The 21,417-nt window shown below is 59.8% G+C and carries 24 protein-coding genes; 13 read left to right on the top strand and 11 right to left on the bottom strand.

Annotated elements, in window-relative coordinates; translation table 11 throughout:
* Positions 1-19: 19 nt before the first annotated feature.
* Complete coding sequence (locus PSH94_RS13440) at positions 20-322, bottom strand: DUF1883 domain-containing protein (RefSeq protein WP_003191319.1); 303 nt, start codon at positions 320-322, stop codon at positions 20-22.
* Between the two features lie 212 nt (positions 323-534).
* Here PSH94_RS13440 and PSH94_RS13435 point away from each other — a divergent pair, with 212 nt between their 5' ends.
* The 4 genes from PSH94_RS13435 to PSH94_RS13420 all read left to right on the top strand — a co-directional run bounded on the left by PSH94_RS13435 (position 535) and on the right by PSH94_RS13420 (position 2,929).
* Positions 535-885 (top strand): hypothetical protein, encoded by a 351-nt coding sequence (locus tag PSH94_RS13435; RefSeq protein ID WP_181077729.1) that lies wholly within the window; start codon positions 535-537, stop codon positions 883-885.
* A 170-nt stretch (positions 886-1,055) separates the two neighbouring features.
* Complete coding sequence (locus PSH94_RS13430) at positions 1,056-1,703, top strand: c-type cytochrome (protein ID WP_181077727.1); 648 nt, start codon at positions 1,056-1,058, stop codon at positions 1,701-1,703.
* Positions 1,700-2,623 carry a c-type cytochrome gene (locus PSH94_RS13425; RefSeq protein ID WP_181077725.1) on the top strand — a complete coding sequence of 308 codons (924 nt, stop codon included), beginning with the start codon at positions 1,700-1,702 and terminating at the stop codon, positions 2,621-2,623. The genes PSH94_RS13430 and PSH94_RS13425 overlap by 4 nt, the downstream gene beginning before the upstream one ends.
* Positions 2,624-2,698: 75 nt before the next feature.
* Positions 2,699-2,929, top strand: a complete 231-nt coding sequence (locus PSH94_RS13420) for a hypothetical protein (RefSeq protein WP_034098003.1) — start codon at positions 2,699-2,701, stop codon at positions 2,927-2,929.
* A gap of 4 nt (positions 2,930-2,933) precedes the next feature.
* Here PSH94_RS13420 and PSH94_RS13415 read toward each other — a convergent pair whose 3' ends face one another.
* Complete coding sequence (locus tag PSH94_RS13415) at positions 2,934-3,215, bottom strand: hypothetical protein (protein WP_181077723.1); 282 nt, start codon at positions 3,213-3,215, stop codon at positions 2,934-2,936.
* A gap of 144 nt (positions 3,216-3,359) precedes the next feature.
* The gene (locus tag PSH94_RS13410) at positions 3,360-3,545 is read right to left on the bottom strand and encodes a hypothetical protein (RefSeq protein WP_181077722.1); all 186 of its coding nucleotides are present in this window, start codon (positions 3,543-3,545) and stop codon (positions 3,360-3,362) included.
* 307 nt (positions 3,546-3,852) lie between these two features.
* Here PSH94_RS13410 and galU point away from each other — a divergent pair, with 307 nt between their 5' ends.
* On the top strand, positions 3,853-4,692 hold the full coding sequence (galU, locus tag PSH94_RS13405) for a UTP--glucose-1-phosphate uridylyltransferase GalU (RefSeq protein ID WP_003173830.1): 840 nt from the start codon (positions 3,853-3,855) through the stop codon (positions 4,690-4,692).
* 105 nt (positions 4,693-4,797) lie between these two features.
* Entirely contained in the window at positions 4,798-6,156 is a 1,359-nt protein-coding gene (gorA, locus tag PSH94_RS13400) for a glutathione-disulfide reductase (RefSeq protein ID WP_266249452.1), read from the top strand.
* Here the strand turns inward: gorA and PSH94_RS13395 are convergent, their stop codons facing one another.
* Positions 6,157-7,164 carry a DNA-binding protein gene (locus PSH94_RS13395; RefSeq protein ID WP_305434752.1) on the bottom strand — a complete coding sequence of 336 codons (1,008 nt, stop codon included), beginning with the start codon at positions 7,162-7,164 and terminating at the stop codon, positions 6,157-6,159.
* A gap of 172 nt (positions 7,165-7,336) precedes the next feature.
* Here PSH94_RS13395 and PSH94_RS13390 point away from each other — a divergent pair, with 172 nt between their 5' ends.
* The 3 genes from PSH94_RS13390 to ahpF all read left to right on the top strand — a co-directional run bounded on the left by PSH94_RS13390 (position 7,337) and on the right by ahpF (position 10,665).
* Positions 7,337-8,269: a site-specific integrase gene (locus PSH94_RS13390; RefSeq protein ID WP_181077716.1), complete on the top strand. Its 933-nt coding sequence runs from the start codon at positions 7,337-7,339 to the stop codon at positions 8,267-8,269.
* Positions 8,270-8,402: 133 nt separating this feature from the next.
* Entirely contained in the window at positions 8,403-8,966 is a 564-nt protein-coding gene (gene ahpC / locus PSH94_RS13385) for an alkyl hydroperoxide reductase subunit C (protein ID WP_003191303.1), read from the top strand.
* A 133-nt stretch (positions 8,967-9,099) separates the two neighbouring features.
* Positions 9,100-10,665: an alkyl hydroperoxide reductase subunit F gene (gene ahpF / locus PSH94_RS13380; RefSeq protein ID WP_181077714.1), complete on the top strand. Its 1,566-nt coding sequence runs from the start codon at positions 9,100-9,102 to the stop codon at positions 10,663-10,665.
* 50 nt (positions 10,666-10,715) lie between these two features.
* Here ahpF and gloA read toward each other — a convergent pair whose 3' ends face one another.
* Positions 10,716-11,237, bottom strand: a complete 522-nt coding sequence (gloA, locus tag PSH94_RS13375; RefSeq protein WP_305434750.1) for a lactoylglutathione lyase — start codon at positions 11,235-11,237, stop codon at positions 10,716-10,718.
* Positions 11,238-11,433: 196 nt separating this feature from the next.
* Between gloA and PSH94_RS13370 the strand changes: the two genes are divergently transcribed.
* The gene (locus PSH94_RS13370; protein ID WP_181077967.1) at positions 11,434-11,970 is read left to right on the top strand and encodes a DUF4946 domain-containing protein; all 537 of its coding nucleotides are present in this window, start codon (positions 11,434-11,436) and stop codon (positions 11,968-11,970) included.
* Between the two features lie 109 nt (positions 11,971-12,079).
* Here PSH94_RS13370 and PSH94_RS13365 read toward each other — a convergent pair whose 3' ends face one another.
* From PSH94_RS13365 to PSH94_RS13355, 3 genes are all read right to left on the bottom strand, one after another.
* Complete coding sequence (locus tag PSH94_RS13365) at positions 12,080-12,442, bottom strand: histone-like nucleoid-structuring protein, MvaT/MvaU family (protein WP_181077711.1); 363 nt, start codon at positions 12,440-12,442, stop codon at positions 12,080-12,082.
* Between the two features lie 173 nt (positions 12,443-12,615).
* Positions 12,616-14,157, bottom strand: a complete 1,542-nt coding sequence (locus tag PSH94_RS13360) for an EAL domain-containing protein (protein ID WP_305434747.1) — start codon at positions 14,155-14,157, stop codon at positions 12,616-12,618.
* Positions 14,158-14,186: 29 nt separating this feature from the next.
* Positions 14,187-15,113, bottom strand: a complete 927-nt coding sequence (locus PSH94_RS13355; protein WP_305434745.1) for a LysR family transcriptional regulator — start codon at positions 15,111-15,113, stop codon at positions 14,187-14,189.
* Positions 15,114-15,189: 76 nt separating this feature from the next.
* Between PSH94_RS13355 and PSH94_RS13350 the strand changes: the two genes are divergently transcribed.
* Both PSH94_RS13350 and hppD read left to right on the top strand, forming a co-directional pair.
* Positions 15,190-16,113 carry a DMT family transporter gene (locus PSH94_RS13350; RefSeq protein ID WP_305434744.1) on the top strand — a complete coding sequence of 308 codons (924 nt, stop codon included), beginning with the start codon at positions 15,190-15,192 and terminating at the stop codon, positions 16,111-16,113.
* A gap of 261 nt (positions 16,114-16,374) precedes the next feature.
* Positions 16,375-17,451 carry a 4-hydroxyphenylpyruvate dioxygenase gene (gene hppD, locus PSH94_RS13345; protein ID WP_181077703.1) on the top strand — a complete coding sequence of 359 codons (1,077 nt, stop codon included), beginning with the start codon at positions 16,375-16,377 and terminating at the stop codon, positions 17,449-17,451.
* Positions 17,452-17,514: 63 nt separating this feature from the next.
* Here the strand turns inward: hppD and rarD are convergent, their stop codons facing one another.
* From rarD to PSH94_RS13330, 3 genes are all read right to left on the bottom strand, one after another.
* A complete protein-coding gene (gene rarD, locus PSH94_RS13340) occupies positions 17,515-18,396 on the bottom strand; it encodes an EamA family transporter RarD (RefSeq protein WP_181077701.1) in 882 nt (293 codons plus the stop codon).
* Positions 18,397-18,521: 125 nt separating this feature from the next.
* The gene (locus PSH94_RS13335) at positions 18,522-19,529 is read right to left on the bottom strand and encodes an aldo/keto reductase (RefSeq protein ID WP_305434742.1); all 1,008 of its coding nucleotides are present in this window, start codon (positions 19,527-19,529) and stop codon (positions 18,522-18,524) included.
* A gap of 81 nt (positions 19,530-19,610) precedes the next feature.
* Positions 19,611-20,513, bottom strand: coding sequence for a LysR family transcriptional regulator (locus PSH94_RS13330; protein WP_181077697.1), 903 nt, complete (start codon positions 20,511-20,513; stop codon positions 19,611-19,613).
* A 101-nt stretch (positions 20,514-20,614) separates the two neighbouring features.
* On the opposite strand from PSH94_RS13330, the gene PSH94_RS13325 reads away from it, so the two are divergent.
* Complete coding sequence (locus PSH94_RS13325; protein ID WP_181077695.1) at positions 20,615-21,319, top strand: SDR family oxidoreductase; 705 nt, start codon at positions 20,615-20,617, stop codon at positions 21,317-21,319.
* Positions 21,320-21,417 lie beyond the last annotated feature (98 nt).

Genomic DNA, 21,417 nt, shown 5'->3' with positions numbered 1-21,417 from the left:
TTTCCTGTGAAAGGGCGGATCAGCTCAGCTTGGAGCTGGTACGACGCACGATGCGAATCTTGTGGGACAAAGCAGGTTTGCGGGTCACGCTGATGGCGCGGCGGGTGACGACGTCCAGGGTGATGTTCCAGAACCCGGTGCTCGGCGCGGTGATTTTAGCCGGGAATTTGTCAAACGCGCCGCCATGGTAAGTGTGGCGCCCGCCGTTCTTGAAGCTGCGAAAGTTCGCATCGCTCATCAGACGGATATTACAAGTCTGCGAGCATTCGATGACAACAATATCTCCCTCGTTGAGGTGCTCGCGCTGGTGGATGAATTTCATGGGAGTGTCTCCAGAAGGGCTTTTTCTGCAAAATCAGAAGGATACGTAGGTTAAGATGGAGTTTATCAGCCCCAGCGCGTTTATTATCGGCCCGTCTTCGACGCCGTCGACAATTTAAAACAGTTATTTACCGTGTGATCAGGGATAAATCCTACGTGTCCGGGAGAAAATTACCATCCCCGCTGTCGTAGGGTCTTTATCGGAGGTTTTGTATGAAGTGGAGTGTGTTGGTTCTGGCCTTGGCGTTGGGTGGGTGTGCTTCGGTTGCAGACATCAAGCAGACCCCGCCGACATTGGCGGTCATTTCCGGGAAAAAGCCGCAGGAATACGCTGCTTGTGTCGTACACAAATTGTCCACGACACGTCGTCCTTCGCAGATCGAACCTCACAAGGAAGGCGTGCGTGTGATCGTGCCGCAGAAATTCTCGGCTGACCCATCGGCGATCTTCGAAATTGAAGAGCGCTCCAGCGGCAGCAGCATCAAGCTCTACGAGAGCATGTCGAACGTGCCGATTCGCCCAGGTGATGTGAAAAAAGCCGGTGAAGACTGCATCTCTGGCTGATCTCCAGCCCGTCGCGCGCCTTCGAATCCGATAAAAGCCTGGCCCTGCAAACGCAGCGCCAGGCTTTTTTAATGCCGCCTGGAACGTTGTGGAAGCAGGATCATTCCCATACTATTTGTAAGGCCTATGCCGTGAATGTCTAAGCTTATAACTATAAACAGGGAGTGATGATGAGACCTCTGCAACGAACACTGGTGGGGAGTGCACTGTTTTTTCTGCTGGGCAGCGCGCACGCGTTGGATGGCAGCAAGATTTTCACCGAGGGGGGCGCGCAGCCCGCAGCGATGGCCTGCGTCGCGTGCCACGGGGCGGACGGCGGCGGTGTCGCGGCGGCGGGGTTTCCGAGGTTGGCCGGATTGCCTGCGGCTTATCTGCGTAAGCAATTGGAGGACTTTAAGCGTGGCAGTCGCGATAACCCGGTGATGCGTCCACTGGCAATCGCGCTGACGGATGCCGAGGTACAAGCGCTGAGCCAGACCATCGCCGCAATGCCTGCTGCAGCGCCCGTCCCGGTGTATCGCAGCGAAATGCCGACCAATGCCGCGCAGAAACTTGCCTTGCAAGGCGCGTGGGAGCGGCAGATTCCAGCCTGTGTCAGCTGTCACGGGCCGGCTGGCAGCGGCGTCGGCGATACGTTCCCGCCGCTTGCCGGGCAGCCCGCGGGCTACCTTGCCGCGCAGTTGATCGCGTGGCAGAACGGCACCCGTCACAACGATGTCAACGACCTGATGGGGCCTATCGCCAAGTCACTGACTGCGCAGGAAGCCCAGGACGTGGCCCAGTATTTCGCGTCGTTAAGCCTGGAGGTCAAGCCATGAAGCCGTTTGTGCTTGTAAGCGTGGTCGGCTTGTTGATGGCTTTGCCGATCCAGGCCGCGACCATTGCCATGGAAGATCAATCCCAGCTGGTGCCACGCCCGGCTGGTCAACAAGCCGCGTTGTTTCAGCCACCGTCGGAAAAAGACTTGCCGGATAATGCGTACGGCAAGCTGGTCAGGCAGGGATATGCCTTATTCGTCGACACCAAGCGCCTGGCGCCGCAATTTGTCGGCAACGGCCTTAATTGCAGCAATTGCCATCTGGACCAGGGGCGCCTGGCCAACTCGGCGCCATTGTGGGCGGCTTATCCGATGTATCCGGCTTACCGCAAGAAAAACGACAAGGTCAACACCTACGCCGAGCGGCTCCAGGGCTGTTTCCAATTCAGCATGAACGGTGGCACCCCGCCGGCTGCCGACAGCCCGGAAATCACCGCGTTGTCCGTGTATTCCTATTGGCTGGCCAGTAAGGCACCCTTGGGCGTGGAACAGCCGGGGCGCGGTTACCCCGATGTGGCACAACCCGCGCAGGGCTACAGCATCGTCCGAGGCGCACAGGTGTATGGGGATCAGTGCGCGGTTTGCCATGGCGCGCAAGGGCAGGGGCAAAAGGTCGGCGATCACTACGCGATGCCGCCGCTGTGGGGTAAAGACTCCTACAACTGGGGCGCCGGCATGCACCGGATCAACACGGCGGCTGCGTTTATCAAGCACAACATGCCGCTGGGTAAAGGCGCCAGCTTGAGCGACCAGCAGGCCTGGGATGTCGCAGCCTACATCAACAGTCATGAGCGGCCGCAGGACCCGCGCCTGATTGAGGGCTCGGTAGAGAAAACCCGGGTGAAGTTTCATGCCAATGACGGTGTCAATCTGTATGGCCAAACAGTGGAAGGCGTGCTGATCGGGCAGGGCATCCGTTAGACTGTCGGCCATTCAATGCAAAAATACCGCGCAGCCCTGGGGTTGCGCGGTATTTGTCTTTTTTGGAAGCCCGTTATGAAACGTGAAGATGTCAGAGCCCGCCACGCCGAGGGTCAGATCTCGGCCACCCATGTCATCCAGAATCCGGCCGATCTGGGCGAGTGGATCGTGTTTTTCAAAAAGAGCGGCGGGCGCAGTTTTTTCCTGGTGGACGATCAGGATGAAGTGGAATCTTTCCAGCGGCTGGATGACCTGATCGAGACCATTCGCGGCCTGGGCATCAAGTTCGCCGACATACAGCTATAAACGCTTACTTGCAGACCACAACCACGCTGCGGTTTTTGTAGTTGCCTACGTCCTGCCCCAGCGTCTTGTCGCTCTCCTTGAGCGACGGCGTGCCTTCGGTGCCAACGATGCGATAGCCGGTGCCCGCGCAGGATGCATCGGCTTTTTCGTAGCAGCTGGCCCAGGAATTGGCTTCGCCGGAACAGTCGATGGTCAGGCCTTGTTCGCCGTTTTTCAAATAGACGTCAGAGGTGGTAGTGCAGCCGGCGAGCGCCAGGACTGCAGTCAGTGCCAGAATCTTGTTCATAGGTGTTCGTCATCAAGGGTGTTAGGAGGGACGCGCTGACACTGTCGTGGGGCGTTTGCCGAAGATTATAGCGAACTGCCATCTACGTACAGACAAACGCAAAAAAGCCTCGCTATGCGAGGCGTCATGTACCCGGGCCGCTGCTTACTTGCCCTTCGGCCGCTTGCTCGATGCGTGACCGGCTTCGTCCACGAACACTTCAGCGACCGCAATGGCTTCACGCTCGGTCGCGAAGCAACCGGCAACGCTGTCGCCGTGAAAGTTGATCAAGTGCCAGCCGTCCGCACGCTGGGTAATCAGGTAGCCGTTCACACCTTTGGGTTCTGACATCTATTAACAATCTCGTGGTCTGGTTCAAGGGCGCAATCATAGCGCCAAATGTCGTCGACACGTGCACGTTAATCCACGTCAATGCACCGCCGCGAAAGCGTGCTAAAAGATTCAGGTAGATAGCGGCCATAAGCAGTCGACAATTTTGCCGAGTCAATGGCGCTGCTGTTTGTAAGATAAGTGGAACTTACGCTCAGTTTTTTTCTCTATGATGACATCGCAACGCCAGCAGGACCCATTGTAAGGTGGCTGCGGCCTGATTAGACTGCGCCGAATTCCGTACGCATAGCCCTTTGTAAGGACCCATATGATCAAGAAATGCTTGTTCCCAGCAGCCGGTTACGGCACTCGCTTCTTGCCAGCGACCAAGGCCATGCCCAAAGAGATGCTGCCGGTGGTGAACAAGCCACTGATTCAGTACGGTGTGGAAGAAGCCCTGGATGCCGGTCTGAACGAAATCTCCATCGTGACCGGTCGCGGTAAGCGCGCGCTGGAAGACCACTTTGACATCAGCTACGAGCTGGAAAACCAGATCAAGGGCACCGACAAGGAAAAATACCTGGTCGGCATCCGCAAACTGTTGGACGAGTGCTCGTTCTCCTACACTCGCCAGACCCAGATGAAAGGCCTCGGCCACGCCATCCTGACCGGCCGTCCGCTGATCGGTGACGAACCGTTCGCCGTGGTACTGGCGGATGACCTGTGTGTGAACCTGGAAGGCGACGGCGTACTGACCCAGATGGTCAAGCTGTACCAGAAATACCGCTGCACTATCGTCGCAGTGATGGAAGTCAACCCGACCGAAACCAACAAGTACGGCGTTATTGCCGGCGACGACATTGGTGATGGCCTGATCCGCGTACGCGACATGGTCGAGAAGCCGGCGCCGGAAGACGCACCGTCCAACCTGGCCATTATCGGTCGCTACATCCTGACCCCGGACATCTTCAAGCTGATCGAAGAAACCGAGCCAGGCAAAGGCGGTGAGATTCAGATCACCGACGCCCTGTTGAAGCAGGCCAAAGATGGCTGCGTAATTGCCTACAAGTTCAAAGGCCAGCGCTTCGACTGCGGCGGCGCGGAAGGCTACATCGAAGCCACCAACTTCTGCTACGAGCACTTCTACAAAACTGGCAAGGCGTACTGATTCACGCCTGTTCGCTGGTTTTAAGAGAAAGCCACCTTCGGGTGGCTTTTTCGTTTTTCAGCCCCATGTAAATCGGTATGCTGATGTCCTGCCGAGGAGAGTGAAATGGCCTACGATTTTGATCTGTATGTAATTGGCGCCGGTTCCGGCGGTGTTCGCGCAGCGCGTTTCGCCGCAGGCTTCGGCGCCAAGGTGGCCGTCGCGGAAAGCCGCTACCTGGGTGGCACCTGCGTGAACGTGGGCTGCGTGCCGAAAAAACTGTTGGTGTACGGCGCGCATTTTGCCGAGGATTTCGAGCAGGCCAGCGGTTTTGGCTGGTCCCTGGGCGAGGCGAATTTCGATTGGGCGACGCTGATCGCCAATAAGGATCGCGAGATCAACCGCCTCAACGGCATCTATCGCAACCTGCTGGTCAACAGCGGCGTGACCCTGCACGAAGGGCATGCGCGCCTGGTGGATCCACATCAGGTGGAAATCAATGGAGAGCGTTTCACGGCCAGGCACATCCTGATCGCCACGGGCGGCTGGCCGCAGATTCCGGATATCCCCGGGCGCGAACATGCGATTGGCTCCAATGAAGCGTTTTTCCTCAAGGAGCTGCCAAAGCGCGTGCTGGTAGTTGGCGGCGGTTATATCGCCGTTGAGTTTGCCGGAATCTTCCATGGACTGGGCGCGCAAACCCGCCTGTTGTACCGCGGTGATTTGTTCCTGCGTGGGTTTGACGGCTCGGTGCGCAAGCATTTGCAGGAGGAGCTGACCAAGCGCGGTCTGGACCTGCAATTCAATGCCGACATCGAACGCATCGACAAGCAAGCCGATGGCAGTCTCAAAGCTACCCTCAAGGATGGTCGCGTGCTGGAAGCCGATTGCGTGTTTTACGCGACCGGTCGGCGCCCCATGCTGGATAACCTTGGGCTGGAGAACACCGGCGTCACCCTCGATGAGCGTGGCTTTGTGCAGGTCAATGATCAGTACGAGACCACCGAGCCTTCGATATTGGCCATCGGCGATGTGATCGGCCGCGTACAGCTGACGCCGGTTGCTCTGGCTGAAGGCATGGCCGTGGCGCGGCGCCTGTTCAAGCCTGAGCAGTACCGCCCGGTGGACTACGCGATGATCCCGACCGCCGTGTTCAGCCTGCCGAATATCGGCACGGTGGGCCTCACGGAGGAGGAGGCGAAGAAGAGCGGCCACCAGGTCCAGGTGTTCGAAAGCCGTTTCCGTCCGATGAAGCTGACCCTGACCGACTGCCAGGAGAAAACCCTGATGAAGCTGGTGGTGGATGCCGACACCGATAAGGTGCTCGGCTGCCATATGGTCGGGCCGGATGCCGGCGAAATCGTCCAGGGCCTGGCGATCGCGCTCAAGGCGGGCGCGACCAAACGGCATTTCGACGAAACCATCGGCGTGCATCCTACGGCGGCGGAAGAATTCGTCACCATGCGCACCCCTGTGGCCGACTGATCAGTCGGCTGGCTTGGCCTCTGGCGCCGTCGCAACGGCGGTAGCCAGACGCAGGGCTTCGATACTGGCCTGAGCCTTGATCAGGTCCAGTTCCAGGGCCTTGTTGGCTTGCTGGTATTCAGCCAATGCCTCCTGGCGCGACTGACTGTCCAGCAATGCCACGCGCAGGCGCTCCTCAAGCAAGGCGCGCTCGCTGTCGATACGATTAAGGCGTTCGTTGAGCTTGAGATGCTCGGCCTGATCCTTGCGGGCGCTCTCCTGCAGGGCCGCCAGCTCTTTGAGCGTAACTCGATGCTCAATGAGCAAGCGTTCGTTATCCCGATGCAATTGCGTGATCTCGTCCTGGCGAACCATGGCGCTCTGCTGGGCCTGGCGCAGTTCTGCCTGGATCTGCTGCAACTGACCCTCGTGCCGTCGCTGTTCCTGCTCGCGTTGTTCCTTGATGGCCGTGCGGTAGTGCTCAAGGGCATCCCGCGCGTGTGTGTGCTTGTCTTCCAATGAGCGGATCTGCTCGTCCTTGTCGTTGATGCGCAATTCGTAATCGCTGCATGCCTGGCTGAGCCCGGCGTTGCGGGTCTGCTCTGTCTGCAGGCTGGTGCTGGCGGTCTGCAGTGCCGCGCTTTCTTCGGTCAGAGCGGCGGCCTGAATATCGAACTGTTGCTGAAGTTGCTGGTGCGCGTCCTGCAGCGTTTGCAGTTGGGCGAGCAGGGCGGCCTTCTCTTGCTCAAATTGCGCCAATGCCAGGTCGATCGGCTCTTGAGCCTTGTCTTTAAGGCGCTGGGCCAGGCGCGCGACCAATTCGCTCAATTCATCGTCGATCGGTGCCGCAGTAATGCTGGCGCGGGTTTCGCTGTCGTCCAGCTCTTTCAGATACCGATGAATGGTGGTTTTGGAGCCGGTATTGCCCATTTCGATGCGTACCGCGTCGATGCTGGGATGTTCGCCACGGGCGATGATCGCCAGGCGTGCCGTCTGAACTACTGCTTTGTTAATGCCGCCGCGTGCCATGGAGTCTCCGTCGATTTGATACTGTTTTACATAGTATGTATTTACATACTGTATCACGTATGAAAACGCAGTTAAATTTGAGATTCAACAGATGGGATATTGGCGTATTATCCCGTGTCATGCGCGTTTTAAGCGCCTGCCACCTCCGTTTACCGTACGAATAGGCCCGCCCATGAGCGATCTGGATCGATACCTCACCGCCGCCACCCGCGATAACACGCGTCGCAGCTATCGCGCCGCGATCGAGCACTTCGAGGTTATCTGGGGCGGTTTCCTGCCGGCGACCAGCGACAGCGTGGCGCGCTATCTGGTGGCGCATGCGGGCGTGCTGGCGGTCAACACGCTCAAACTGCGCCTGTCTGCATTGGCGCAATGGCACATCAGCCAGGGGTTTCCCGACCCGACCAAGGCGCCGGTGGTGCGCAAGGTGCTTAAAGGCATCCGCGCCGTGCACCCGGCGCGGGAAAAACAGGCCGAGCCGTTGCAGCTCCAGCATCTTGAGCAAGTGGTGGCCTTTCTTGAGCGCGACGCGCAAGAGGCAAATGCGGCTCAGGACCCCGCGCGCCTGCTGCGCGCCAAGCGCGATACGGCGCTGATCCTGCTGGGTTTCTGGCGTGGCTTTCGCAGCGACGAACTGTGCCGTCTGCAGGTCGAGCATGTGCAGGCCACGCCTGGCGTCGGCATCAGCCTGTATGTGCCGCGCAGCAAAAGTGACCGCGACAACCTCGGCAAGACCTATCACACGCCGGCATTGTTGCGCTTGTGCCCGGTGCAGGCCTACAGCGACTGGCTGAATGCCGCGGCGCTGGTGCGTGGGCCGGTGTTCCGCAGTATTGATCGCTGGGGCAACCTGGCAGAGACGGGTTTGCACGCCAATAGTGTCATTCCGCTATTGCGCCAGGCGCTTGAGCGGGCCGGGATTGCCGCCGAGCACTACACCAGCCATTCGCTGCGCCGAGGCTTCGCCACCTGGGCCCATCGCAGCGGCTGGGATATGAAGTCGTTGATGAGTTACGTCGGCTGGAACGACATGAAATCCGCCATGCGCTATGTTGAAGCGACGCCCTTTCTGGGAATGACGCTGGCCAGCCAACCGTTGATTTGAATTTTCTTCTATATATACGGTTACCTGATAGCGAAAACCAATCGTCAGCATCAGGTTTGCCAATGAGCCATCTATCAACAGACTGGGTAGGATTCACCCCATCAACTTCTTAACCCCTGACGGAGAGTCAACGATGCCTATCATCAACAGCCAAGTAAAACCGTTCAAAGCCACCGCGTTCAAAAACGGCAGCTTCGTAGATGTGACCGACGCTGACCTGAAAGGCAAGTGGTCGGTCGTGTTCTTCTACCCAGCCGACTTTACCTTCGTTTGCCCAACCGAGCTGGAAGACCTGGCTGACAACTATGCCGAGTTCCAGAAACTGGGCGTCGAGATCTACAGCGTTTCCACCGACACCCACTTTGCCCACGCGGCCTGGCACAACACTTCGCCGGCCATCGGCAAAATCCAGTACACCATGATCGGCGACCCGACCCTGACCATCTCGCGCAACTTCGACGTGCTGATCGAAGAAGCCGGCCTGGCGGACCGCGGTACCTTCGTGATCAACCCGGAAGGTCAGATCAAAATCGTTGAGCTGAACGACGGCGGCGTTGGCCGTGACGCTTCCGAGCTGCTGCGCAAAATCAAGGCTGCTCAATACGTTGCCGCCCACCCGGGCGAAGTCTGCCCAGCCAAGTGGAAAGAAGGCGAGGCCACCCTGGCTCCGTCCCTGGACCTGGTCGGCAAGATCTAAGTCTGTGAAGCACCTGGGGCGGGTTTCCGCACCTGTGAAGTAAGCCGCAACCGCCCCTAAAAACGCCCGGGCGAGATTCGCTCGGGCGTTTTTTTTCGACTGTAATAAACCGAATTAACAGGAAATCGCCCGTATGTTGGACGCCAATCTTAAAGCTCAGTTGAAGTCATACCTGGAACGGGTCACCCAGCCGATCGAGATCGTCGCCTCCCTCGACGACGGTGCGAAATCCCAGGAAATGCTGGCTCTTTTGCAAGACGTCACCAGCCTCACCACGCTGATCACGTTGAAAACCGATGGAGATGATGCGCGCAAGCCGTCATTTTCCATCAACCGCCCGGGTGCCGAAATCAGTCTGCGTTTCGCCGGCATCCCCATGGGCCATGAATTCACTTCGTTGGTGCTGGCCCTGCTGCAAGTCGGTGGCCACCCGTCGAAGGCCAGTGTTGAAGTGATTGAACAAATCCGTGCGCTGAAGGGCGAGTTCAGCTTCGAGACGTACTTCTCACTCTCCTGCCAGAACTGCCCGGACGTAGTCCAGGCGTTGAACCTGATGGCCGTGCTCAACCCCAACATCCGCCACGTCGCCATCGACGGCGCATTGTTCCAGGCCGAAGTCGACGAACGTCAGATCATGGCGGTACCGAGCGTCTACCTCAATGGTGTGAACTTCGGCCAGGGCCGCATGGGCCTGGAAGAAATCCTCGCCAAGCTCGACACCAGCGGCGCCGAAAAAGCTGCCGAGAAAATCAGCGCCAAGGCCGCCTTTGATGTGCTGGTGGTCGGCGGAGGCCCGGCGGGCTCGTCGGCGGCCATCTACGCGGCACGTAAAGGTATCCGCACCGGTGTCGCCGCTGAGCGTTTCGGTGGCCAGGTGCTGGACACGATGTCGATCGAGAACTTTATCTCGGTCCAGGAAACCGAAGGGCCGAAACTGGCCAGTGCCCTGGAAGCCCACGTGCGTCAGTACGACGTTGACATCATGAACCTGCAGCGCGCCAGCAGCCTGGTTCCAGCAAAGAATCCCGGAGAGCTGCACGAAATCCGCTTCGAAAGTGGCGCCACGCTCAAGTCCAGAACGGTGATCCTCGCCACCGGCGCACGCTGGCGTGAAATGGGCGTGCCGGGCGAGCAGGAATACAAGGCCAAGGGCGTGTGCTTCTGCCCGCACTGCGACGGCCCGCTGTTCAAGGGCAAGCGCGTGGCGGTGATCGGCGGCGGCAACTCCGGTGTCGAAGCAGCCATCGACCTGGCGGGTATCGTCAGTCACGTGACGCTGCTTGAGTTCGACAGCAAGCTGCGCGCCGATGCGGTACTGCAGCGCAAGTTGTACAGCCTGCCGAACGTGGAGGTGATCACCAGCGCATTGACCAGCGAAGTGAAGGGTGACGGTCAGAAAGTCACCGGCCTGGCATACAAGGATCGCGACAGCGGTGCGTTCAAAACGCTCGACCTGGAAGGCATTTTCGTACAGATCGGCCTGCTGCCCAATACCGACTGGCTCAAGGGCACGGTGGAGCTGACGCCCCGTGGCGAGATCATCGTCGATGCCCGTGGTGAGACCTCGCTGCCCGGCGTGTTTGCCGCCGGCGATGTCACCACAGTGCCGTACAAGCAGATCGTGATTGCAGTGGGCGAGGGCGCCAAGGCTTCCCTGAGCGCGTTCGATCACCTGATCCGCACATCCGCCCCGGCGTAAAACCGAGCACGCAAATGAAAAACCCCATGAGCGATCATGGGGTTTTTTGTTTACATCGGTGCTGGCTGAATGATCTCAACCCAGTAACCGTCCGGGTCCTTGATGAACGCCAGGCTTTTCATGCGGCCATCGGTCAGGCGCTTCTGGAAGTCGCAGCCCAGGGTCTCGAAGCGCTCGCAGGCAGCGACGATATCCGGCACCGAAATGCAGATATGACCAAAGCCGCGCGGGTCGGTGTTGCCGTTGTGGTAGACGAAGGCAGGGTCGTTTTCGGTGCCGTGGTTGTGGGTCAGTTCCAGGATGCCGGGGATCGACTTCATCCACTGAGTACGCTCGGCGGCGTCTGCGGGGATCTGGGTTTTGTCCACCAGGGCCAGGAAGTAGAGGCTGAATTCGGCTTCCGGAAAATCGCGCTTTTCAACCAGCGAGAAGCCCAGAACGCGGGTGTAGAAATCCAGCGAACGAGTGATGTCTTTGACGCGCAGCATCGTGTGGTTGAACACGAAGTGCGTGGTGGCGGTGTCAGGTTGCGCGGTAACGCCGGGGACAGTGTTCAGTTCGTGCAGGCTCATGGGCCCTCCAGAAAAAAATGGGGCAAACGCGACTCCACTCGGGAGCGCTCCCTTGGCTTGCGGCAAGCATTCATGCAGCCGGGCCATGATACGCAAGGCCTGGCCGCCGCGCCAAATGAAAAAGCCCGGCGCGGGCCTTGCGACCAGCCGCTGGAGGGGCTCACACTTTGTGGCTCGACCCTTTGGTGTTTTTGCAATGATCGACTGTCGTAAACCGCTATTGAGCGCTATGTGTGTGCTGCTGGCCAGCCCGTGGGCAGTGGCTGCTGAACCGGAAATCCATTGGCCCAGCGGGTGGCAGATCGAAGAGGTGGCCCCTGCGGCGGATACGCCCGCCCAGGCGCAGGCTGTGTCCCGGCAACGGGCGATCAAGAATGACGAGAATGGCAAGACCCTGATGGTTATGGAATTGACCGGTACGCCCATTGAAGCGGGGCATAAAGTTAATCTTCAAGGGGTGTTGCTGGAGATGCGCAAATCTATCCAGAAAGACTTCGCCCAAGGTGGCTATCAAAGTGTGTGCACCAAAATGCACCCTACGACATTAAGCCGTCTCGATGCGCTGGAAACTACTTGCGTGATTACCGAAAACGGCCGTCACGTGCTCTCGCAAACATTGATAGGCGCGGTGGATACCGATAAAGCGTATGTATTTTCATACGCCGGTCAGGCACAGGCCTATGACGAAAGCAAGAATGAAGTGGGCTCGGTGCGTAACAGCTTGAAACTTTAAGCCAGTGGCATCGAGCGATTCTGAACAAAATGAAATGTTATTTAAGTTCACTTTCGAACCTTGAATAAAAAGCCCCGCATGTGCGGGGCTTTATGTGACTGGGTGCGGTTCACTTGCGCAGCCAGGACTCTACGGTTTGTGCGCCGTGCTCTTCCTTCCAGGCTTTGAGGCCACGGTGGTTGCCGCCCTTGGTTTCGATCAACTCGCCGGTGTGCGGGTTCTGATAGACCTTGACGACGCGTGCGCGGCGCTGCTTTGGCGCGCTGGCAACGCTGCTGGCCTTGCCTGGGTTAGGGTCCAGGATGGCAATAATGTCACGCAGGCCCTTGCCGTAGGTTTTCATCAGCCCCTGGAGTTTTTCTTCGAATTCGATTTCTTTCTTCAGGCTGGCATCGTTCTTCAAGGATTCCAGCTGGGCAAGCTGCTCTTGAAGGGCTCTTTCTGCTGCGCGAAATTCGGCGAGTTTGGACAAAATCGGTACTCCAATAGTGTAGTTGGCTGATATCAACTGCAAACAAAGCTGCAAGCCAAGCGCTTTAAGGTGACTCTAAACGGGCAAGAAAAATTGTAGTAGTTAATACGTCACGAGTAAATCACGTCTTTTGTCTCATTAACACTTTTTGAAGCTGCCTAGTGCGGGCCTATTCAATCCTTGGCCAGGCTGTTAACGAATTCCTCACACGGTAGTGGCCGGCCAAATAGATAACCTTGAAGGAAGTCGACTCCTCGACTCGCGAGGTATTGGCACTGCTGCGCTGTTTCAACGCCCTCGGCGACGATACCCAAGTCAAGCTTGCCGGACAATTCAATGATGCTGTCCAGGATATGCCCGGACAGCGCGTCGACGCCGATCATGGCGACAAAGCTCTGGTCGATCTTCAGGTAGTCCACATTGAAGTTGCGCAAATAACCCAGGCTTGAATGGCCGGTGCCGAAGTCGTCGATGGCGATCATCACGCCCAGCGCGTGGAGCGCCTCGAACAGGCGACGGGTGATCTCAGTGGGCTCGATCAACTCGCGCTCGGTCAGTTCCAGCACCAGCGTAACCTGCCCCGGGGCGAAGGCCGCGAGGAACTCGCGGCAGTCGTCCACCAGTTGCAGGTCCTGGCAGTGACGCGCGGTGATGTTTACGCCGATATGGAACCCCGGCGTGAAACGCGACGCGTGAGGCGCCAACTCGGCGGCGGTCCGGCGGAGCAGGGCGCGGGTCATCGGCACGATCAGGCCGCAATCCTCAGCCAGCGGAATGAACAGGTCCGGGCGCACCAGGCCTTCCTTCGGATGCTTCCAGCGCATCAGCACTTCGCAACCGGCCCACGCGCGGGTGTCGCCGCGCACCACCGGTTGGTAGTAAGGGATGAACTCATTGGCGCCCAGTGCCCGTTGCAACTCATGGGTTGGCGACGAGGCGCGCTTTTGCAGCCAGTGCGCGAGCAGTGCCGCCAGCCCGCCAAAAAACACCAATAGGCTGAACAGGGCAGGGTAACGCGCCTGCATGTAACGCCACACCTCACCGTCCGGCATGCCGGCATCGACACTGTAGGCATAGCGCGTCGAAGCCAGGTGCTGATGGGCCACCGCGAACGTCGGCGGCGGTGTCCGGCGCACCTGGCCATCGGCGTCGAACCAGTGCGGGCCGACCTGCAGAATCAGTTGCGCATAGCGGCTGATCAGGCGCAGGGCATTGGTGAGGTGGTAGCCGTCAACCGAGGCGAACGCGGCCTTGTCCCCTTCGACCAGGCGATAAACCAGCAGCGCGGTGTCCGGGGTGACCGGGTTGCCGTCCATCAGCCACAGGCGCCCGTCGACGTAATCATCCGGGTTGACCGGCGAGGTGTAATCGCCGCCGAACAGGGAGCTGCAATAGATATTTTTCTGCCAGGACAACGTGGTGGCGCGTACAAATGGCCGGCGCGTCACCTGTTCGCGCAGCGCCAGTTGAGTGGCGCTGTCGCACGGCTGCCCCGCCAGCGGCACCAGCGCCTGGGCGGCAAGCGCGGTGTTGTCGAGCATCAGGTCGAACTGGCGCACCGCCTCTTCGGCGGTCTGCGTCGTGCTTTGTTCCAGGGTACGCTCGGCCTGCCAATACAGGATGACGACCCCGAGCAGCACGGGCAGCAGGCCACACATGGCGCTGATCGAGAAGCGGGTAATGGGCTTTCGAGGGCCATTGACACGAAGCGGCATGGGTTCTGGGGCCTGTTGCGCAGCGGGGGTTACCGGCGCGCCGGTGAGGAATGTTTCGATGATAGATGGCCGGGCTCAAATATGCTCGCCTTGGTCAGGTTTTGTGCAATCTCTATGAACGCCAGCGCAGCAGGAGATGCCTGTCGCCGATCCAGCACAGCCAGGCCAATCCGGCGCGCAACGCTGGGTAACAATGGCCGTGTGACGTAGCGTGAATCGTGACCGCAGGGTAACGACGCCTGCGCCACGACACTGACGCCGTCACCCCGGCAGACCGCCTCCAGCGTGCTCAGCAGCTGCGCGCAGCGATAACGCACCTTGGGTTGCAACTGGGCGCCGGCAAACAGCCGGCTGACCAGCTCCGACGACCCGGCTTCGGTCAGAATAAACGGATCATCGCACAGCGCCCGCAGGGGCAAGGCGTCCTGCGCGGTCAGTGGATGGTCCGCCGGCAGCAGCGCGACCATCTGATCCTCGCACAACGCGAAGGTATCGAAGCGCTCCTGTTCCAGCACCACAAAACCGACGTCGATGCGCCGCTCCTCCAGCCACTGGGTCACCTGCCGATCCGGCCCTTCGTCTACATGCACTTCAATTCCCGGGTAGTCGGCGCGAAAGCGCTGGAGGATGGCTGGCAGCAACCGTATCGACGCGGTCGGGCCGAATGAGCCGATGCGCAAGGTGCCGCGCTTCATGCCACGGGCGTCCGCGGCTTCCTGTTGCAACGTATTGGCCAGGCCAAGCATGGCGCGTGCGCGTGCAAGTAATTGCAGGCCGATGTCGCTGGGTTCGACCAGGGTTTGATGCCGCCGGAATAGCGCCACGCCCAGCTCCTGCTCCAGCGCCTTGATGGCATGGGACACGGCCGATTGGCTGATACCCAGGCGGTAGGCGGCACTGGTAAAGCCCTGCAGTTCGGCAACCAGGGAAAAGATTTCCAATTGGGTCAGGGTCATGAGTGTTTACTCATTTTACGATGATGAGTCATTACTCAGAGAATACCTTTAATCAGTCACGCGTTGAGCCACAATCATGCATGCCACCTCCGACCATCTGACTTACTGCAAGCTTGCCGCCGTCACCATGATCTGGGGTGGCACCTTCGTCGCCGGTCGCTACCTGGCCGATCATATCGACCCACTGCTGGCCGCCAGCCTGCGGTTTATCCTGGCCAGCCTGGCGTTGCTGTTGTTCATGGCCCTGGCGCGCATTCGACTGGTGCGGCCAACGGGTGGGCAACTGCGACAGTTGGCCTTGCTGGGTTTTTTCGGGATTTTCTTCTACAACCTGTGTTTCTTCTATGGGCTGCACTACATCAATGCCTCGCGAGCATCGTTGATCGTGGCCCTGAACCCTGCGGTGATCGGCCTGGCGTCCTCGCTGCTGTTCAAGGAACAACTGGGGCGCGCACGCGTCATCGGTATCGCGCTGTGCCTGGGGGGCGCCGCGACCGTGATTGTCAGCCGCAATCCGCAGTTGCTCCAGGGCGCTCCCAATCATGGGCTGGGGGACCTGCTGATTCTGGGCTGCGTGGTGGGGTGGGGCATTTATTCGTTGTATTCCCGTGAACTCAACGCCAGCCTCGGGCCGCTGCAGACAGTGACCTGGTCGGTGCTGCTGGGCGCCGCGATGCTGGCCGCCGCCACCGCCTTCATGGGCGGTTTCACGCTTCAGGCCGTGAGCCGCATTGACCTGCCGCAGGCGCTGAGCCTGGGCTATCTCGGCGTGCTGGGCTCGGCCCTGGCCTATATCGGCTACTACGACGGCATCCGCCGCATCGGCGCCACTCGCTCCGGCGTGTTTATTGCGCTTAACCCGCTCACTGCGGTCATCTGTGGCGCGCTGTTGCTGGGCGAGCCACTCAGCGCGCCGATGCTGATAGGTGGCGCGGTAATACTGTGGGGTATCTACCTGTGCAACAAACCCCTTGCACCGGCGCGGGTGATGGGGATTTGATAAGAGTACGGACAAACCCTGTTACGCTGTGTAGAATCGATTTACGCATACAAGAATATGGACTTGCGCTCACGCAAGCCTCGGCCGTCAGAGACTGATGCAACCATGAAGCGACTCGGCTCCCCCCTCATCTTTGGTGACTTCCTCGCCCGCAGTGTGCGAGGCCTGTCCTGCGCGCCACCCCCGTACCTCATCCTTGCTGGCAATTGATTTTTCGTTAATCAGACTCTTTATTTCAAAGAGCAGGATGAGGCACCGAACATGACCGACCAACACGCAAACCCAATGGGCCTGATGGGCTTTGAATTCATCGAATTCGCCTCGCCGACCCCAGGCACCCTTGAGCCGATCTTCGAGATCATGGGGTTCAGCAAAGTCGCCACCCATCGCTCCAAGAACGTGCACCTGTATCGCCAGGGCGAGATCAACCTGATCCTCAACAACGAGCCCAACAGCATCGCCTCGTACTTCGCGGCGGAGCACGGCCCGTCGGTGTGCGGCATGGCGTTCCGGGTCAAGGATTCGCAAAAGGCCTACAACCGCGCACTGGAACTGGGCGCTCAGCCGATCCATATCGAAACCGGCCCGATGGAACTCAACCTGCCGGCCATCAAAGGCATCGGCGGCGCGCCGCTGTACCTGATCGATCGTTTCGGCGAAGGCAGCTCGATCTACGACATCGATTTCGTCTTCCTCGACGGTGTGGACCGCAACCCTAAGGGCGCCGGCCTCAAGGTCATCGACCACCTGACCCACAACGTCTATCGCGGGCGCATGGTGTACTGGGCCAACTTCTACGAGAAGCTGTTCAACTTCCGTGAAGCTCGCTATTTCGACATCAAGGGCGAGTACACCGGCCTGACCTCCAAGGCCATGAGCGCCCCCGACGGCATGATCCGCATCCCACTGAACGAAGAGTCCTCCAAGGGCGCCGGGCAGATCGAAGAGTTCCTGATGCAGTTCAATGGCGAGGGCATCCAGCATGTGGCATTCCTCACCGACGACCTGGTCCAGACCTGGGATGCGCTGAAGAAAATCGGCATGCGCTTCATGACCGCGCCGCCGGACACCTACTACGAGATGCTCGAAGGTCGCTTGCCCAACCACGGCGAGCCAGTCGATCAACTGCAGGCCCGTGGCATTCTGCTCGACGGTTCGTCCATCGAAGGCGACAAGCGTCTGTTGCTGCAGATCTTCTCGGAAACCCTGATGGGCCCGGTGTTCTTCGAGTTTATCCAGCGCAAGGGGGACGATGGCTTCGGCGAGGGCAACTTCAAGGCCCTGTTCGAATCCATCGAGCGTGACCAGGTCCGTCGCGGTGTGTTGACCGCCGACTGAACGCACGTGTAGAAAAAAGCCCGGCCAACGTAAACCCTGGCCGGGCTTTTTATTGCCTGGGCGTTACGCCCGGCGCTGGCGCACCAAGTGCTTGAACCCTTCAAACACCAGGACCATGACCGCAATCCAGATCGGAATGTAGGTCAGCCATTGCCCGGCCTTGATGCCTTCACCCAGCAAGAGCGCCACCAGCAGCAACAGCACTGGCTCGACATAACTGAGCAGGCCGAACAGGCTGAAGGCCAGCAAGCGACTGGCGATGATATAGCTCACCAGCGCCGAGGCACTGATCAGGCCCAGGATCGGAATCAATGCATAGAGCTTCGGCTGCGCATCCATCACCGCAAAGCCCTGTTCGCCACTTTGCACGAACCACCATGCCACGGGCAGCATCAGCGCCATGTCCAGCCACAGGCCGCCAAGGTGATCGGTCTTGAGGTATTTGCGCGCGATGAAGTACAGCGGGTAACCGATGATGACCACCAGGGTCGCCCAGGAGAACCCACCGGCCTGATACAACTCGTTGAGCACACCGAGCGCGGCAAAAAATACCGCGATCTTCTGCAAATAGGACAGCTGTTCGCCCCACACCAGGCGCCCGGTCAGCACCATGGTCAGTGGCAACAGGAAATACCCCACCGACACGTCCAGGCTGCGCCCGTTGAGCGGCGCCCACATGAACAGCCACAACTGCACGCCCAGCAGGGCCGACGACACCACCACGCCGGCAATCAAGCGTGGCTCGGCCGTGAGCCGGCGCAGCAGTTCCCACACGTGTCGCCACTCGCCGCTGACCACCATGAATACCGTCATGCACGGCACGGTCAGCAACATGCGCCAGCCGAAAATCTCCAGGCCGCTCAATGGCGTGAGCAACGACGTGAAGTAGTACATGACGGCAAACAACACCGAGGCCGAGACCGATAACACCACACCTTTAGACACACTGTCCTCGCGAAAGCCGATTCAATCAAAAGAGCAGGGGATTATGGTGCTTTCGGCGCGTCAAGGCTGCTCTGTTTTGGGGCAAATCACCGAAAACTTTCTTACGCTGCGCTGTCAGAGCGCGCTCACAGCGGCGTGCGTCCCGAAACGAAGTGGCCCACGTCATTGAACCCTGGTGTGGACGCATGCCCCGGCGTGACCAGCGAATCAATGAACGCCTCGTCTTCGGCCGTGATCTTCACCTGCAGCGCGCCGGTGTAGGCATCCCATTGGGCTTCGGTGCGCGGCCCGACAATCGCCGAACTCACCGCGGCGTTGTTGAGCACCCAGGCGATGGCGAATTCCACCATGCCCACGCCACGCCCTTGGGTGTACTGCTGGATCTGCTGGGCGATGCGCAGCGACTCCACGCGCCATTCGGTTTCCAGGATGCGCTTGTCCTGGCGCGCGGCACGGCTGCCGGCTTGCGGGGTGACATCCGGGGCGTATTTACCGCTCAACACCCCGCGCGCCAGCGGGCTGTAGGGCACCACGCCGAGGCCATACGCAGCGGCGGCGGTGATCTGCTCCACCTCGGCCTGGCGGTTGACGATGTTGTACAACGGCTGGCTGATTACAGGCCTGTCCACGCCCAGGCGTTCGGCCACACGGATCACTTCTGCAATGCGCCAGCCGCGATAGTTGGACAGGCCCCAGTAGCGGATCTTGCCCTGGCGAATCAGGTCGCCGATAGCCGAGACGGTCACTTCCAACGGCGTCTGGTGGTCTTCGCGGTGCAGGTAGTAGATGTCCAGGTAATCGGTGTCGAGGCGGGTCAAGCTCGCATCGAGCGCGTTGAATATTCGCTTGCGGCTCAGGCCGCTGCGGTTGGGCACACCATCGGCCGGGCCGAAGCCGACTTTTGACGCCACCACCCAATCGTGGCGCTGCCGGGCGATGGCTTCACCCACCAACTCTTCGGAACGCCCGCCGGTGTACACGTCCGCCGTGTCGATAAAGTTGACACCCTGATCCCAGGCCTTGTCGATGATGCGCAGCGAGTCTTCGGTGTTGGTCTGTTCGCCGAACATCATGGTGCCCAGGGTCAGGACACTGACCTTCAACCCGGACTGGCCCAACGTGCGATAAATCATGCAAAGCTCCTTGCGGCTATGAGACGTGACCTATGCAATACCAGAGTCGCCAGCTCTGGAACAAGACCCGCGCGCGTTTCTTCACGCACTCAGCAGGGCCTGGCAGCGCGCTTGTAGAAATCGGTGCAGCACTTTCACTCGCTCCGACACCTGCAGGCGGTGAGGGCACATCAAGTTGAACGGCGTGGGTTCTCCCTGCCAGTCAGGCAACAGGCGCACCAGGCGTCCGGCCTTGAGGTCCCGGGCGATGTCGAGGTTGGCTTTGTAGGCAATTCCGTGGCCAGCCAGCGCCCAGCGCCGCACGATTTCACCGTCATCGCTCAGGTAGTCGCCCGTCACCTCGACTTCCTGCAATGCCGTGCCCTGTCGAAAGTACCAAGTGCTGTTGGCCCGGCCCTGACGCATGTACCGCAGCGTGTTGTGCTGCGCCAACTCCGCCGGCGTGCGTGGTGTGCCGTGGCGCGCCAGGTAGTCGGGGCTGGCGCAGGGCAGGCGTTGGTGGCCGGGCACCACCGGCAGCGCCACCAGGCTGGAATCCCGTGGGACGCCGAAACGCAGCGCAATGTCGACGGTGTCGCGAAACAGGTCGGCATTGCTGTCGTTGAGCAGTAATTGCAGGCGGATGTTCGGGTGTTCCAGCTTGAACTCATCCAGCCAGCCCAGCACCACATTGCGCCCGAAATCCGAGGGTGCGGCCAGCTGCAGCAAACCGGTCAGGCCCTGGCTCTGCTGCCTGAGCGCTTGCTCGCCTTCGGCCAAAGCAGCCAGGGCCTCGCGCGCGCTGTCGAGGTAGCGCCGGCCTTCTTCGGTCAGGCGCATGCTCCGGGTGGAGCGTGCCAGCAGGCGAGTGCCCAACCGGGTTTCCAGGCGTTTGAGAGCAATACTGGCCGCTGCCGGAGTCAGGCCCAACCCTCGGGCAGCGGCGGACAGGCTGCCCGTGTCGGCGGTGCGCACGAAGACTTCAAGGTCCAGGAGTGAACTCATTTGTAAAAATCCTTTAAAGATCCTGTCGTTTTACCGGGATTTTTCGCTGATTGCCAAGCTGGGAAGATGAACGCTCACTTTCTAACCCAGGACTCTCCTTCATGACTTCTCCCCTCAATGGCCAAACCGTCATCGTGATCGGTGGCAGCAGCGGTATCGGCGCGGCAGTGGCCAAGGCCGCCGCCGCACGCGGCGCTCAAGTGGTGCTGGCGGGACGACGCCTGTCATCGAGCCGCGACAACGGCCTGCGCAGCGAGCCCGTGGACGTCACCGACACCGAGTCCCTGCGGCGCTTGTTCGAAACCGTTGGGCGCTTTGATCATTTGGTGTACACGTCCGGCCCATCGGTGCATGCCAAAGCCTTGATAGATACCGATCTGGACGAAGCCCAGGACAACTTCAACGTGAAACTCTGGGGCGCCTTGCGGGCAATCCAGCAGGCGCTGCCGTTCCTCGACGAGCGCGGCAGCATCAGCCTGACCTCCGGGCAATTGGGGCGCAAATTGGCGTCGGGGCAGTTCATCAAAGTCGGTATCAACGCCGCCACTGAAGCCCTGGGCAAGCAGTTGGCCAAGGAACTGGCGCCGCGTCGGGTCAACGTGGTGAGCCCCGGTGTAATTGATACCCCGGCGTATGCCGGGTTGGCCGAAGACCAGCGCCTGGCGACGTTTGCCAACGCCGCAAGCGCGTTGCCGGTGGGCCGCGTGGGGCAGGCCGAAGAGGTGGCGGCAGGCTATGTGCTGGCCATGGAAAATGGCTTTATCTGCGGCGCTGTCATCGATATCAACGGCGGCGGCCTGCTGTAACCGCAGCCTACTGAGGGAGGGAGCTTGCCGTGGTGACAGTCGTTTGATTTGTATCGATACCTGTCGCCATCTGGCAAACCCCTCCCATCTGGACTGCG

The sequence above is a fragment of the Pseudomonas sp. FP2254 genome (assembly GCF_030687695.1).
Lineage (GTDB): Bacteria > Pseudomonadota > Gammaproteobacteria > Pseudomonadales > Pseudomonadaceae > Aquipseudomonas > Aquipseudomonas quebecensis.
Note: the sequence above shows the minus strand (reverse complement) of the source record. Positions and strands in the feature narration are given on the sequence as shown.

Bases quoted from the DNA above. Each gene is read 5' to 3' on its own strand.
- PSH94_RS13440 (WP_003191319.1), bottom strand. From the start codon at position 322: ATGAAATTCATCCACCAGCGCGAGCACCTCAACGAGGGAGATATTGTT.
- PSH94_RS13435 (WP_181077729.1), top strand. From the start codon at position 535: ATGAAGTGGAGTGTGTTGGTTCTGGCCTTGGCGTTGGGTGGGTGTGCT.
- PSH94_RS13430 (WP_181077727.1), top strand. From the start codon at position 1,056: ATGAGACCTCTGCAACGAACACTGGTGGGGAGTGCACTGTTTTTTCTG.
- PSH94_RS13425 (WP_181077725.1), top strand. From the start codon at position 1,700: ATGAAGCCGTTTGTGCTTGTAAGCGTGGTCGGCTTGTTGATGGCTTTG.
- PSH94_RS13420 (WP_034098003.1), top strand. From the start codon at position 2,699: ATGAAACGTGAAGATGTCAGAGCCCGCCACGCCGAGGGTCAGATCTCG.
- PSH94_RS13415 (WP_181077723.1), bottom strand. From the start codon at position 3,215: ATGAACAAGATTCTGGCACTGACTGCAGTCCTGGCGCTCGCCGGCTGC.
- PSH94_RS13410 (WP_181077722.1), bottom strand. From the start codon at position 3,545: ATGTCAGAACCCAAAGGTGTGAACGGCTACCTGATTACCCAGCGTGCG.
- galU (WP_003173830.1), top strand. From the start codon at position 3,853: ATGATCAAGAAATGCTTGTTCCCAGCAGCCGGTTACGGCACTCGCTTC.
- gorA (WP_266249452.1), top strand. From the start codon at position 4,798: ATGGCCTACGATTTTGATCTGTATGTAATTGGCGCCGGTTCCGGCGGT.
- PSH94_RS13395 (WP_305434752.1), bottom strand. From the start codon at position 7,164: ATGGCACGCGGCGGCATTAACAAAGCAGTAGTTCAGACGGCACGCCTG.
- PSH94_RS13390 (WP_181077716.1), top strand. From the start codon at position 7,337: ATGAGCGATCTGGATCGATACCTCACCGCCGCCACCCGCGATAACACG.
- ahpC (WP_003191303.1), top strand. From the start codon at position 8,403: ATGCCTATCATCAACAGCCAAGTAAAACCGTTCAAAGCCACCGCGTTC.
- ahpF (WP_181077714.1), top strand. From the start codon at position 9,100: ATGTTGGACGCCAATCTTAAAGCTCAGTTGAAGTCATACCTGGAACGG.
- gloA (WP_305434750.1), bottom strand. From the start codon at position 11,237: ATGAGCCTGCACGAACTGAACACTGTCCCCGGCGTTACCGCGCAACCT.
- PSH94_RS13370 (WP_181077967.1), top strand. From the start codon at position 11,434: ATGATCGACTGTCGTAAACCGCTATTGAGCGCTATGTGTGTGCTGCTG.
- PSH94_RS13360 (WP_305434747.1), bottom strand. From the start codon at position 14,157: ATGCCGCTTCGTGTCAATGGCCCTCGAAAGCCCATTACCCGCTTCTCG.
- PSH94_RS13355 (WP_305434745.1), bottom strand. From the start codon at position 15,113: ATGACCCTGACCCAATTGGAAATCTTTTCCCTGGTTGCCGAACTGCAG.
- PSH94_RS13350 (WP_305434744.1), top strand. From the start codon at position 15,190: ATGCATGCCACCTCCGACCATCTGACTTACTGCAAGCTTGCCGCCGTC.
- hppD (WP_181077703.1), top strand. From the start codon at position 16,375: ATGACCGACCAACACGCAAACCCAATGGGCCTGATGGGCTTTGAATTC.
- PSH94_RS13335 (WP_305434742.1), bottom strand. From the start codon at position 19,529: ATGATTTATCGCACGTTGGGCCAGTCCGGGTTGAAGGTCAGTGTCCTG.
- PSH94_RS13330 (WP_181077697.1), bottom strand. From the start codon at position 20,513: ATGAGTTCACTCCTGGACCTTGAAGTCTTCGTGCGCACCGCCGACACG.
- PSH94_RS13325 (WP_181077695.1), top strand. From the start codon at position 20,615: ATGACTTCTCCCCTCAATGGCCAAACCGTCATCGTGATCGGTGGCAGC.